The sequence below is a fragment of the Parabacteroides faecalis genome, from assembly GCF_022809355.1.
Lineage (GTDB): Bacteria > Bacteroidota > Bacteroidia > Bacteroidales > Tannerellaceae > Parabacteroides > Parabacteroides faecalis.
In genome coordinates, this window is the sequence record NZ_JAKZMM010000074.1 from 1 (window position 1) to 12641 (window position 12641).

The window sequence follows — 12641 nt, forward strand, 5'->3', positions numbered from 1 at the left end:
TATAGCACGAGGGATCCACCTCTTCCCATTCCGAACAGAGAAGTTAAGCCTCGTCACGCCGATGGTACTGCGTAACAGTGGGAGAGTAGGTAGCCGCCGTTTTAGAAAAGAGAATGAAAGCCGGTTCAACAAAATGTTGAGTCGGCTTTTTTCATGTTAAAATCTTGCTTTCTCAATCTGAGGTTTGTATCTTTATACAAAAATTGAGACGACTGAATGAAGAAGGCATTAGCAAAAATACATCAACAGTTAGATGCTTTATATCCGCCAGGGGAATTGCGTGAATTGATCCGTTGGATGATGGAAGAAGTGGCGGGAATTCCTCCTTACCGTTTATTATTAGTGGATGATGTATTGACGGATAAGCAGCGACTTCAGATAGAGGTGATTGTTGATCGATTGGCGAAGAAGGAACCTATTCAGTATATTTGGGGTGAAACAACATTCTGTGGGTTGCCTTTTCATGTGAGTCGTGACGTATTAATACCTCGTCCGGAAACAGAGCAACTGGTCCGTCTGATTGTAAATGATTTTTCTTCTTGCCCATCACCACGTATCTTGGATATCGGAACAGGCAGTGGATGTATCGCTATTTCATTGGCTTCGTTACTCCCTGCTTCCCGTGTGACGGCTTTGGATATATCGTCATCAGCTTTACGAGTAGCGGCTGATAATGCGACATTGAATCATGTTTCCGTTTCTTGGACTTGTGTAGATATATTGTCTTCTGAGGCTGAATCTTGTTTGGAGCAATATGATTGTATTGTGAGTAATCCTCCTTATATCATGGAGCATGAACAGCTGGAGATGGATGCAAGTGTATTGGATTATGAGCCTCATAAGGCTCTTTTTGTACCGGATACAGATCCTTTATTGTTTTATCGGCGGATTGTACAGTTGGCAAAGAGTCATTTAATGGCAGGTGGCTGGTTGTATTTTGAAATCAATGAACAATGTGGTGATGCGATGCTCGAATTATTAAATAGTGCCGGATTCAGTCCGACTACAATTATAAAAGATTATTTTGGAAAAGATAGAATGTTAAAAGCACAACTTGTACTATGAAAAAGTTGAATGAACAGGAAATGTTACATCGGATGGCTGCCTATTGTTCTTCGGCAGAACGATGTGAACAGGATGTCCGGCAAAAGTTGGTAAAGGCAGAATTAGAACCAGAGGCTGTTAGCCGGATCATCAATCGTTTGCGTCAGGAAAAATTTATCGATGAAGCGCGTTTTGCACGTGCTTTTGTAAGTGATAAATTCCGGTTTAATCATTGGGGAAAATATAAGATTCGTTGTGAATTGTTGCGTAAGGAAATTTCCGAAGAAGAGATCGAATTAGCTTTGTCTTCTTTAGAAATGGAAGAATATGACCAGGTCTTGATGGATTTGTTGAAGACAAAAATGAAATCTGTTAAGGCAAAGGATGAGCGAGAGCGCTATTATAAATTATTACGTTTTGCAGTGGGGAGAGGATTTCAGCCAGCTGAAGCAGGAGCATGTTTGAAGCGATTGTGGCAAGGAGGCTACCATGAAGAATTCGATATGGACTGACTTTCTGCATTTGTTCTATCCAAGATTATGTCTCCTTTGTGAAGAGCCCTTGGTGGAAGGAGAAGAACAGATCTGTTTGAATTGTTTATGTGATTTACCCCGAGTCCGGCATCAGGAAGGTGAAACGTGGGAATCTTTGTTTGTGGGTAAATCCGATATTAAACAGGCATATGCTTTTTATGTCTTTGAAAAGGGCGGTCATGTGCAGCAATTAATTCATGCCTTGAAGTATTATGACAATAAGGAATTAGCTTATAGTTTGGGTAGTTTGGCTTTTAGAACGCTCCTGTATGAAAAACATCCTATCTGTGATTTTGACGTACTTTTACCAGTTCCATTACATCCCAAGCGTTTGCAGGAGCGCGGATATAATCAAGCGGAATGGATTGCAAAAGGCATACAGTCGGTTTTACCGGCTCCGATAAATACTTCGGCTGTAACACGTAAAGTGAAGACTGAAACCCAGACTCATCGGAATGTATATGACCGATGGACAAATATGCAGGAAGTATTTGAGCTGGTTGAATCTAAAGAGCTGGAAAATCGGAAAGTTCTGCTGATTGATGATGTGCTGACGACTGGAGCTACCTTTAATGCTTGTGCTGCTATACTGGGAAATATACCGGGGATCCAATTGAGAGCTTTTGCATTGGCCAAGGTTTGATAGAACGAAATAATCTGTTGTTTTAAATCCTGAAAATATTTTTTAGTCAAGTCTGAAAAATAAAAGAAGAATAACAATCGTTTGTCGGCTAGTTTGATTATTTTTGCAGAACAAATAAATAGAATGAGGATTGTATGAAAACACTGGAAAGATTAGTCGCAGAAAAATTATTGAAGATTAAGGCTGTCAAATTGCAGCCTGCGAATCCATTTACCTGGGCTTCAGGTTGGAAATCTCCTATTTATAATGACAATCGCAAAACACTTTCATATCCGGCAGTTCGTAGTTTTATCAAATTGGAATTGGCTCGTATGATAAGTGAGAAATATGAAAATGTAGATGCGATTGCTGGTGTTGCTACTGGTGCTATTGCACAAGGTGCGTTGGTAGCTGACTTGCTGGGATTGCCTTTCGTTTACATTCGCTCGACTCCAAAAGATCATGGTTTGGAAAATTTGATTGAAGGAGAATTGAAACCTGGATCAAAGGTAGTAATCATTGAAGATTTGGTTTCAACAGGAGGAAGTAGCTTAAAAGCAGTGCAAGCAGTACGTAACTTTGGCTGTGACGTAATCGGTATGGTGGCAATCTTTACGTATGGTTTCCCTGTTGCTGTTGAAGCATTCAAGGAAGCTAAAGTTACTCTGAATACATTGAGTAACTATGATGCAGTTTTGGAAGAAGCTGTTCGTACAGATTATATCGCTGAATCAGAAATTGCAGTATTGCAAGAGTGGAGAAAAGATCCGTCAGCTTGGGATCCTAATAAATAATAGGTAACTGATATTTGATTGAATGACAGAATTTGTGAGTGAGATCAAACAGATCCCACAAAACGATGAGCGTATTTATGCCATGCTTTCTGATCTTTCTAATTTAGAACGGATCAAAGATCGCATACCTCAGGATAAAATTAAGGACTTTGAGTTTGACAGTGATTCTTGTAGTTTCTCGGTGAGCCCTGTCGGAAAGATTACTTTCCAGATTGTAGATCGTGAACCTTGCAAGACAATTAAGTTTCAAACAACCAATTCGCCGGTTCCTTTGTTCCTTTGGATTCAATTAAAGCAAGTGCAGGAAATGGACACTCGTATGCGTCTGACTGTCCGTGCTGAGTTGAATTCGTTCTTAAAGCCAATGGTTTCAAAACCGTTGCAAGATGCATTGGACAAGATTTCTACGGTGCTGGCCTCATTGCCTTATTGATAAATTTGATTCTAAATAGTGAGAAGCAGAGAGTTTGGACATCGAAGTTCGGCTCTCTGCTTCTTTCGCTACTATATATTTAAAGAGAATAATTATGGCTCAAAAACTTTGGGAAAAAAATGTTCAAGTAGATCATGAAGTGGATGTTTTTACGGTAGGACGTGACCGTGAAATGGATTTATACTTGGCTAAATATGATGTGCTGGGCTCGATGGCGCATATTACGATGCTGGAGAAGATCGGTTTGCTGGAAGCAGATGAGTTGAAGCAATTGCTGGCTGAACTGCGTAAGATTTATGCAATTGCCGAAGCCGGACAGTTTGTGATTGAGGATGGCATTGAAGATGTACATTCGCAGGTGGAACTGATGCTGACTCGCCAGTTAGGTGATATGGGCAAGAAGATCCACAGTGGTCGCTCTCGGAATGACCAGGTTTTGGTGGATCTGAAACTCTATACTCGTGCTGAAATACAGGAATTGGTGCACTTGGTTCAGGAGTTGTTTGAGGTGCTTCAGCAACAGAGTGAACGATACAAAGAGGTGTTGTTACCTGGTTATACGCATTTGCAGATTGCTATGCCTTCTTCTTTCGGACTTTGGTTTGGAGCATATGCCGAAAGTCTGACCGATGATATGTTGTTATTGCAGGCTGCTTATCGGATTTGTAATCGGAATCCTCTGGGTTCGGCGGCAGGTTATGGTTCTTCGTTCCCCTTGAATCGTCAGCTGACGACTGATCTGTTGGGATTTGATTCCATGGACTATAATGTTGTTTATGCGCAGATGGGACGTGGTAAGATGGAGCGTACGGTGGCTTTTGCTTTGGCTGGTATTGCCGGAACATTATCTAAGCTGGCCTTTGATGCTTGTATGTTCAACAGTCAGAATTTTGGTTTTATCAAGTTGCCGGATCAGTTTACAACCGGTTCGAGTATCATGCCGCATAAGAAGAATCCGGATGTGTTTGAACTGACGCGTGCAAAATGTAATAAAATCCAAGGTTTGCCCAACCAGATTACATTGATCTGCAATAATCTGCCTTCGGGTTATTTCCGGGATCTGCAGATTATCAAGGAAGTATTCCTGCCTTCGTTTGATGAGCTGAAGGATTGTCTGCGGATGGTAACACACATGATGCGTGAAGTTAAGGTTAACGAACACATTCTGGATGATGACAAGTATTCTTTGTTATTCAGTGTGGAAGAAGTGAATCGTCGTGTTTTGGCTGGCGTTCCTTTCCGGGATGCTTATAAACAGGTTGGATTAGCCATCGAAGCAGGTGAATTTGTGGCCGACAAACAGGTTCATCATACGCATGAAGGCAGTATCGGCAATTTATGTAATGCGGAAATCGCAGCTTTGATGCAGAAGGCAGTTGATGGTTTCCATTTCGAGAGAATGAATGCTGCTGTTGATGCTTTATTACAGAAGGCCTGATGAGAAAGTTTATTTCCTTACTTATATTATTCTGTGCTTTGTCTTGTTCTAAGACAGAGCACAGTTATTTCCCGTCTTATCCTGTTTATCTGGAGTTGGATCTTACTTTTGAAGATAAAGATCTGAATGGTGTGATGGCTTATAAGGAGTATATTTTAGGGAAGACTCCAGGTTTGGGTAAAACCGAGCGAACAGGTTTTGGGGGAGTTCTTGTTTATCATGATATGTTTGGCTATTCTGCTTATGATTTGGCTTGCCCTTATGAAACACAGATGAATGTCAGGGTAAAAATGGATGAAGATGGTATTCACGTTGTTTGTCCGAAATGTGGTTCGAAGTATAATGTTTATGAAGCTTCAGGAAATCGAGTGGAAGGTCCGGCTACACGAGGATTGAAACAGTACCAAACTGCCTTGAGCGGAACAAAATTGTATGTCACCAATTAATTTTTCTCTCAAAAAGTTTGGTAGTATAAAAAATATATATACCTTTGCACTCGCAATCGGGAATTAAGACACCGAAAGCGAAAATTGCGGAAGTAGCTCAGTTGGTAGAGCATAACCTTGCCAAGGTTAGGGTCGCGGGTTCGAGTCCCGTCTTCCGCTCATCACTTTAAGTGAAAGGGATGCTCGAATGGTGGAATCGGTAGACACGAAGGACTTAAAATCCTTTGGCTATTGCAGCTGTGCGGGTTCAAGTCCCGCTTCGAGTACAGCTTTTATGCGGAAGTAGCTCAGTTGGTAGAGCATAACCTTGCCAAGGTTAGGGTCGCGGGTTCGAGTCCCGTCTTCCGCTCTTGCTTCCAAAATGGCCTCGTAATTCTTCGGAATTGCGGGGCTTTTATATTAAGGATATTTGTCAACTTGATAAACAACCTTAATTGGAGTATATAAATACCGTTATGGCTTTTTACTACAATGATAGGGAATTAATTATTTTGATAAACCTCTAATTTTCTGTTGGTAGTACCTTGCATCTTCTAGACCCCACATTACGGTATTGGGTTGTTCCTGGTGTTTGTTACGTTTTACCCGTGCTTCCCGTATTTTTCTTTTTACGGATTTATTTTTGTCCTCTTTGTGGTCTATCTCCAAACATACATCGTCTATCCAGTCATTAAAGTCTACATCATTATCAAAAGCCATTCTTTCAAAGTTGCGTTTAAAACGTTCTGCCATCTTTATTGGTACATCCTGTAAGACTTCCATAAGTTCTTTTTTCTGTTCTGTCCGTGTCATATTCATTTTCTGTTTACAAAATAATTAAAATTCAATTCATTATTTACTATCAGTTGACCATTATTGGCTCTGAATATGTTTATCCAATTCAACGGAATTTCATTCTTAAACAAATTGTTGAGTGTATCTGCTGCCTGTTGAATGTTATTATAAACTTCTATCTCCTTTTCGTCTGTAAGATAGCGTTTACAGCTTTCTTTTATTGCGTCCTCATTTACTTTACAGATGGTTTCAGATAACACAATATATTGTTTATCTGAGTATGTTAACTCAAAGGAATTTAATTTTTTCAACATACTGCTTACTGCATATTCAGCCTCCAGCCTTGCTGTTGCCTGTAAAACCTGTGGAAAACTCTTTATTTTCTCGTTCAAGACTGAATAATATACAGTTTCAATCCGCTGGGGGTAAAAGATCGCCATATGAAAGTTTTCAGCTGTCAGTGGAATATCATTTTCCTTAAATATAGATTGGATAAACCGGTTCATTCTATTACACTTTTCTTGTAATTCATTAATCATTCTGATAGCTTTGTTTCTGTCATAGCTAATTAAAATCTTTTCCATCTTGTTTAATGTTTGAAAATTAATATTACGCTGTTTGGGTTCTCTGATATTCTGCATCTTGAATGTATTGTGCTATTTGCACTAATAATTCACTTGGTACATTTTCTAAATCCTCTGCCGTGTACCTTGTTTCTATATCAGCTTGATTCATTAAATTAAGAAACCAGTTATCACGGCCATCATTTAATTCTGGAATATCATCGGTATTCATATAACCTTGCTTGAGCCATTTCAGTAGAATTACTTTTAACTGTCTGTTAATTGGAATTTTCATTCCTACCTCCTTTCTCTTTTTCGTCCAGTTCATACTGGTCTGTCAGTTTCTTCAATGCCTCAATCCACAAATCTTTTTCTTCTATTGTTTCATTTAGTTGTGGTAAATCGGTTGTATCTATTTCACCGCTACTTAACCATTTCAATAAAGTTATGCGTTCCTGTCTTGTTACTTTGATCTTCATACTATACCTCCTTTGTCATTTCTTCTACTAACCGTTGCAGTTGTTCATCTGTCATACTATCAAAATCCAGTTTTACTTGCTGGGCTGCTTGCTTTGGAATAACATACTGCATCAGCTTTTCAATCACTAGTAAACGGTCTTTTGGGGATAAACCTTTTAAGTCCTTTTCTATCTGTTTACGGTTTTTGTCAATTAATGAAGTTAACCACTCTTTCAAGGTTCCAGATACTTTATTTGGTGTCCCTACCGCTCTACCTCCTAACCGCCCTCTACCGTCATTCTTCTGTCTTGCCATAAATTAGCGTTTTAAGTTTGTATTTCAGTTTTTCAATTTCACTTGCAGTATAATCACCAACATTTCTACATTTCAGAAACTCATTTCTGTCTGTATCGAGTAACTTTGTTACATCTAAGATTGTATGTCCGTTATTGTCTGTTGTGATTATATCTTTGTTCTTTAGAATCGCTAATACTACTGCATCTGTTCTCGTTTTCATACTATTTTTTACTTCTTTAGTTTGTTACCAAAATTTGCCTACAAATACATCTTATTATAAGACTTATACATAGGCACCAACATTCTTAATCTCATTATCAAGTTCCTTTATAAGTTCATCAGAGATCGATATTTCTGCTTTTGTAGCAACTTCTTGAATTTTCTTTTTCAACCTTGTGTAATTCTTTCTATCCTCAAAAATTCTTGCCTCTTTTAATTCTTCAATGAATTCTACTATTTGCGTCTGATCGCTCTGGTTGATTAATCGTGCAACTAGTACATTAAAAGCATCTGAAACAGTCTTTATTTCATTCATAATATTTGTTTTAATTTGGTTTTGCTTGGATATAGAAAAATAACTCTCTTGATACCGTTTTACCATTTGACGATAAAAATCGTTATCTGATAGTGTTGAGGCCGTAATCTCTGGTACCCCAATTTGTTGTGGTAACCTCTGATTAAATCTCATTTCATATTTCAGTAAGTTTGCATTACCAAAACCCTCTGGTAGTTTCATCCCCTTGACTTCGGCATCCGCTTTCTTATCATAGAATATGAATACTTTCAATTGTTGTTTCCCTTTGGGTTTATAGTAAAGCGTTCCGGCTTCAAAATGGTACCTTTGCAGCCGTGGCATGTCTCCCAACTTTTTTAAATACTCCTCTGGCTTGTGCCTCATCACAAATTGAGTTCCAAACTCTAGACCCGTTATTTTTGCCCCTGCCATATTCCAATGTAAACTATCAGATAATTTTTCTACAGCTTCTGCTGTACTATGTCTGTCAAGAGGATAAATATTATTGGAGTGCAGATATTTTGATAAGCTACCAATTATTGAGACTCCTCCAGTAAAGATTGAAACCTTTAAGCCTTCCAAACATCCAAATGTTGTCACCTCGCCCGTTGCATGGTCTATCTGATCTTTTGCCTTATCCAGAAACTTACTAATATCAGGGGTTGCTCTGGTTCTAATCGCCCACATTTTAACCTTATCATACATCACCGTTACCAGATTTTGGGTACAAACTACACATTATTATAAGACCTTAGCCTGTTCCCTTAACTGTTTGATTGCCTCATCAAAACCACCCATTATTAATTGCTTGCAGTAAGACGGTATCAGTACCTTTGCGCCATCCAAAACTATAAGTTCTATGAACATTGGTCTTATTTGCTCTGGTGCTATCACCGCTTTCTGGTCTTGGTGTATAATGAACAAGAAACCGTCATTGCGATATTGATAAAAGGGATTTTCTATTTTCTTATGGCTATAATACTTATCAGATAAGGGGTAACCGTATGCAAAACCGCTCAACTTACCATCCACAAAATAATCTTTCAATCCTGTAAAATTCAGGCTATTTTTTGCCTGCAATCTCACAGACGGTACATTTGCTCCTTCTTTTAGCTTTTCCATCAGATACATAGATACAAGTCCGTTTCTGCCTTTTATTTGCTCCATTGGCTCATAATATCCTGCTTCTAATTTAATAGAGTATTTGGGTGTGGCTCTGCTGTTATTATCATATTCCAATCTCCCATAATAACGGATAGTAGGTATTATCATTTCAAACCTCCTTTCATACAAAATGATTGTGCTTTCTGACTTATCTCTGCCTCTGTTGTTATCCTGTTGCTTTGTAGCCATTGTTCTAACTCCAGACGGTTAAAATAACACATCTTACCCATAGGCTTGAAATGTGGTATCTGTTGTTTCATAGTAAGTTTATACAGGTAGCTTTTAGATATACCCATATACTTTGCTGCCTCATCACTTGTTAGTACCTCTTTGGTACAGAAAATTGTGTTAGCCGTAATCATGTCGGCAACCTGTTTTAAGTCCTCTGCCATAACTTCTATTTTTAAAGATCTAGGCTTCTGGGTGAAGGTGCAAGGCTCCGCCCGTTTTTACCCATTGTAATCGTCTGGAATAGTCTTGCACTTGCTATCCATCTGACTACAAGGGCAAAGATAGAGGGGAAAAAAGAGGTGATGAAATAAAGAAAATAGTACTTAATTGCTTGCAATTTATCCACAATTAAATACTATTAAATACAACTGAACGAAATATTTGTAAGCCTTAATCAAGGCTATTTATTGCCCCCTCTATCTCATCTTTAGTAAAGTAACTTTCTTTTAGATACTTTGTAAATCCTTGCTGTTTACCAATATCTCCAAATTCTTCTGCAACTTGTGTGAAAGTAGGTTTTTGCATCCATCCTTTTTTTATACAAGCCAATATAATCAAAGCGGCATCCTTACCTTTTTTGTCATTCATGACTATATGCACCTTTTGTAACTTGTTTCCATCAGCATCATTAATCATCTTATCTTTCAATGTTTCTTTAGGTCTGCCCTTACCCCTTGTTGGTTTATCGATTTTTTGTTGCTGCTCTGGGTGTTCTGGTTGAGGCTTTGTTATATACTGTTTTATAGCTGCCTTAGTTTTTTGGGGTATTTCTTTTGCCTCGTTTTCACCGTCAATTATGCAACTGCAATCTATTTGCTTTCCAAAAAGGTGTTTTTGCACTGCTTTGCCTATTTCTGTTGAAAGTAGATATTCACAAAAAGGTTTTAGCTGTTTTTTATCCTCTTCTCCCCATCCGTAACAACAAAAATCCACCTCTTTTTTTGCTAACTGTTCTCCAATCCATTGTGCAAGTAAGCAAGCTGACTTATAACCTTCCTCATCCTCTTTGAGGTCTATTTCATCCAACCATCTAAAAAGGCTCTGTAATAACAATATTTGAAGTACTAACCCAACCGCCTGTATTCTGTCTAAGTCCTTTAATGTGTTTGTTATGATATTTCTTACTCTATTAGGTCTATCTGTGTTGTCTCTGATAGAGTGTACTAACATCTTAAATGCAGTTAGGTAGTATTTCTTTATTATTTGATCGCCTAAAACGTTATCATTAAAAATTCCATAATCTTGCAACTCTCTATATATTGGCTCTAAACTGCATCTTATTCCATAGGCTTCAATCTCAAACCAATCATCCATACTCTCATCTTCTTCTGGTATATTGGTTTTAACCTCATAAAATCCCTTTCCCTCTTTAGCATTGCCTTCAAGTATTGGGTTGATAATATCGCTTATTATTTCTTTTGGTGCAAAAATTCTTATTGGCATGAACTGCCATTCATCAGGACTTGGTGGTTCTTCTTTAGCTTTTTCATATTGTTGCATTGCTAATATTTCCAATCCTTTAGCCTGTATCTTCTTCCCCTCAATCATTATTTGATTATTCCTTTTGAAAGCTTTGCAAAAAGTCTCATCATTGCTATGCCCTGTTATTTCAAGTGCTTTGTTTATAATATCCTCATTTTCTGTATAAGGGTGTTGAGGTGTGAATGTATCTTCCATTCCATCTAATACCTCAAAGACTTTTGCAAACCCCTCTCTTGGTAACTTTTCCTGTTCATCACATAAAGCGTTGAATTTTACTGTTAGTTCTTCAAGCTCCTTTGTCTTATCTGTTGTTACCATGCTGATTAAATTTTAAGTTCTGGTAAACTGTTTATTGCTGCTTGTTTGAGACTGTCCACTGCTCTGGTGTACTTCTCTGTATGTTGTATGCTGCTGTGTCCTAACAGACTTGCCACTGTCTTTATATTTGCCCCATTATTAAGAATGTTCACGGCAAATGAATGTCTGCCACAGTGCCATGTAATATGTTTGGTTATTCCAGCTTTTGCAGTCCAATGTCTTAATGCTTTCAAACACATTTCTTGGCTCGGTAACTTGAAAATCTTTTCTTCTGGGTTGTCCGTTGAGGCTGTACCGATTAATGAAAGTAAGCCGTCATTTAAAGGTATAGACACATAACTTTTACTGCTGTGTCCTTGTGTCTTTTTCTGATTGAATGTTAATACTTTGTTTGAATAGTCCACATTTGAGAATTTCAGATCCTTTATATCACAAAATCTTATTCCTGTGTATAGGGTGAAAATAAATGCTCTCCTCGTTTCTGGATTCTGTCCTTGATATGTGGTGTTTATAAGCTGTTGCATTTCTTCTATTGAAAGTATATCTTTCTTTAGTGCTTCCTCATCAGCTTTACAAACAATATCTTCACATGGATTTTTTCTTAATACATCTTTTTTTACGGCTGCTTTGATTATCTTCTTCCAACGTTTCCAATGTGTTAATGCTCCCTCTCCTTTACTGATACTTTGCAAATACTCAACAAAGTGCTCCATCATATCGGGAGTTATCTTTTCTGGAGAAATGTTGTTTTTGTATAGTGGATATTCCAAAGTAATAAAATCAGTAAACCGTTTCTGGGCTGCTTTAATCATACGTTTGTCCCCTTTAGTATACTCATCATAGTATGTTTGAATAAAATCAAAGAAATTAATCTCTTTAGCTTTGAGCCGGTAACCTAATTTTCCCTCTTTTAGTTCCTGTTCCCGTTCATGTCTTATCTTTTTTGCAAGTTGTAGTGTCTCTTTATTCTGTTGTCTTTCAAGTGGAGTTCTGGGGGCTTGCCAAAGATATAGTTTCAAAGCCTCTCTTTTACGTTCCTTTTTCGCTACTTCTCTGTCTTTGTCTTCATTATAGACCATCTTATAACCTAAATAGTAGTCAAGAAATAAACTCTCTCTTCCATCAGACAATATTTTTGCTCCTAACTTTGGGTTATCCGTATCATCAGTACTAATGATATAAGTATTATCAGACCTTATTTCTTTTTTTGTTGCCATAACTTATTTGTTCTTTATTTCCTTTGATTGCAAATATAGTTATTTATTTTATTCAGGTAGCCAAAGGGTAGCCAAAAACAATAAAACATATATCTTTTTATGAAATCAAGTGAAAAATATATATATTCAAATATAATTGTTAATCAATTAATTATATTCTGTTGTTATTCTTTTGTTTTCTCTTTAAATATGGGTTTTGTACCCGCTTCGAGTACAGCTTTTATGCGGAAGTAGCTCAGTTGGTAGAGCATAACCTTGCCAAGGTTAGGGTCGCGGGTTCGAGTCCCGTCTTCCGCTCTTGCTTCCAAAATG

At 37.8% G+C, this 12641-nt stretch carries 18 protein-coding genes, 4 tRNA genes and 1 rRNA gene; 12 read left to right on the plus strand and 11 right to left on the minus strand.

Annotation, left to right across the window (positions count from 1 at the left end; genetic code table 11):
- The 11 genes from rrf to MUN53_RS17315 all read left to right on the plus strand — a co-directional run.
- A 5S ribosomal RNA gene (gene rrf / locus MUN53_RS17265) occupies nt 1-102 on the plus strand; the annotation flags it as partial.
- 114 nt (nt 103-216) lie between these two features.
- Nucleotides 217-1065, plus strand: coding sequence for a peptide chain release factor N(5)-glutamine methyltransferase (prmC, locus tag MUN53_RS17270; RefSeq protein WP_243326634.1), 849 nt, complete (start codon nt 217-219; stop codon nt 1063-1065).
- Complete coding sequence (locus MUN53_RS17275; RefSeq protein WP_243326635.1) at nt 1062-1556, plus strand: regulatory protein RecX; 495 nt, start codon at nt 1062-1064, stop codon at nt 1554-1556. Before prmC ends, MUN53_RS17275 begins: the two co-directional genes overlap by 4 nt.
- Nucleotides 1534-2220 (plus strand): ComF family protein, encoded by a 687-nt coding sequence (locus tag MUN53_RS17280; protein WP_243326636.1) that lies wholly within the window; start codon nt 1534-1536, stop codon nt 2218-2220. Before MUN53_RS17275 ends, MUN53_RS17280 begins: the two co-directional genes overlap by 23 nt.
- A gap of 134 nt (nt 2221-2354) precedes the next feature.
- Nucleotides 2355-2993 (plus strand): orotate phosphoribosyltransferase, encoded by a 639-nt coding sequence (gene pyrE / locus MUN53_RS17285; RefSeq protein ID WP_022456475.1) that lies wholly within the window; start codon nt 2355-2357, stop codon nt 2991-2993.
- A gap of 22 nt (nt 2994-3015) precedes the next feature.
- On the plus strand, nt 3016-3426 hold the full coding sequence (locus MUN53_RS17290) for an SRPBCC family protein (RefSeq protein WP_022456474.1): 411 nt from the start codon (nt 3016-3018) through the stop codon (nt 3424-3426).
- A 94-nt stretch (nt 3427-3520) separates the two neighbouring features.
- Nucleotides 3521-4864 carry an argininosuccinate lyase gene (argH, locus tag MUN53_RS17295; protein WP_022456473.1) on the plus strand — a complete coding sequence of 448 codons (1344 nt, stop codon included), beginning with the start codon at nt 3521-3523 and terminating at the stop codon, nt 4862-4864.
- Entirely contained in the window at nt 4864-5310 is a 447-nt protein-coding gene (locus MUN53_RS17300) for a Rieske (2Fe-2S) protein (protein WP_243326637.1), read from the plus strand. The genes argH and MUN53_RS17300 overlap by 1 nt, the downstream gene beginning before the upstream one ends.
- Nucleotides 5311-5396: 86 nt before the next feature.
- Nucleotides 5397-5469: transfer RNA gene (locus MUN53_RS17305), tRNA-Gly, on the plus strand.
- Nucleotides 5470-5491: 22 nt separating this feature from the next.
- Nucleotides 5492-5576, plus strand: a tRNA-Leu gene (locus MUN53_RS17310).
- A 10-nt stretch (nt 5577-5586) separates the two neighbouring features.
- Nucleotides 5587-5659 (plus strand) — tRNA-Gly (locus MUN53_RS17315).
- Between the two features lie 137 nt (nt 5660-5796).
- On the opposite strand, the gene MUN53_RS17320 is transcribed toward MUN53_RS17315, so the two are convergent.
- The 11 genes from MUN53_RS17320 to MUN53_RS17370 form a co-directional block, all read right to left on the minus strand.
- Nucleotides 5797-6102: a hypothetical protein gene (locus MUN53_RS17320; protein WP_243326638.1), complete on the minus strand. Its 306-nt coding sequence runs from the start codon at nt 6100-6102 to the stop codon at nt 5797-5799.
- A gap of 2 nt (nt 6103-6104) precedes the next feature.
- A complete protein-coding gene (locus MUN53_RS17325) occupies nt 6105-6668 on the minus strand; it encodes a hypothetical protein (protein ID WP_243326639.1) in 564 nt (187 codons plus the stop codon).
- Nucleotides 6669-6693: 25 nt separating this feature from the next.
- A complete protein-coding gene (locus MUN53_RS17330; protein WP_243326640.1) occupies nt 6694-6942 on the minus strand; it encodes a hypothetical protein in 249 nt (82 codons plus the stop codon).
- Entirely contained in the window at nt 6926-7126 is a 201-nt protein-coding gene (locus tag MUN53_RS17335; RefSeq protein WP_243326641.1) for a hypothetical protein, read from the minus strand. The genes MUN53_RS17330 and MUN53_RS17335 overlap by 17 nt, the downstream gene beginning before the upstream one ends.
- A gap of 1 nt (nt 7127) precedes the next feature.
- A complete protein-coding gene (locus tag MUN53_RS17340) occupies nt 7128-7421 on the minus strand; it encodes a hypothetical protein (RefSeq protein WP_243326642.1) in 294 nt (97 codons plus the stop codon).
- Nucleotides 7402-7623 carry a hypothetical protein gene (locus tag MUN53_RS17345; RefSeq protein WP_243326643.1) on the minus strand — a complete coding sequence of 74 codons (222 nt, stop codon included), beginning with the start codon at nt 7621-7623 and terminating at the stop codon, nt 7402-7404. Before MUN53_RS17345 ends, MUN53_RS17340 begins: the two co-directional genes overlap by 20 nt.
- A gap of 63 nt (nt 7624-7686) precedes the next feature.
- A complete protein-coding gene (locus MUN53_RS17350; RefSeq protein ID WP_243326644.1) occupies nt 7687-8622 on the minus strand; it encodes a phage/plasmid replication domain-containing protein in 936 nt (311 codons plus the stop codon).
- 36 nt (nt 8623-8658) lie between these two features.
- The gene (locus MUN53_RS17355) at nt 8659-9189 is read right to left on the minus strand and encodes a hypothetical protein (RefSeq protein ID WP_243326645.1); all 531 of its coding nucleotides are present in this window, start codon (nt 9187-9189) and stop codon (nt 8659-8661) included.
- Entirely contained in the window at nt 9186-9473 is a 288-nt protein-coding gene (locus tag MUN53_RS17360) for a helix-turn-helix domain-containing protein (protein ID WP_243326646.1), read from the minus strand. The genes MUN53_RS17355 and MUN53_RS17360 overlap by 4 nt, the downstream gene beginning before the upstream one ends.
- Nucleotides 9474-9702: 229 nt before the next feature.
- Nucleotides 9703-11112: a hypothetical protein gene (locus MUN53_RS17365; RefSeq protein WP_243326647.1), complete on the minus strand. Its 1410-nt coding sequence runs from the start codon at nt 11110-11112 to the stop codon at nt 9703-9705.
- A gap of 5 nt (nt 11113-11117) precedes the next feature.
- The gene (locus MUN53_RS17370; protein WP_243326648.1) at nt 11118-12329 is read right to left on the minus strand and encodes a site-specific integrase; all 1212 of its coding nucleotides are present in this window, start codon (nt 12327-12329) and stop codon (nt 11118-11120) included.
- Nucleotides 12330-12553: 224 nt separating this feature from the next.
- Here MUN53_RS17370 and MUN53_RS17375 point away from each other — a divergent pair.
- Nucleotides 12554-12626 (plus strand) — tRNA-Gly (locus MUN53_RS17375).
- Nucleotides 12627-12641: the final 15 nt, after the last annotated feature.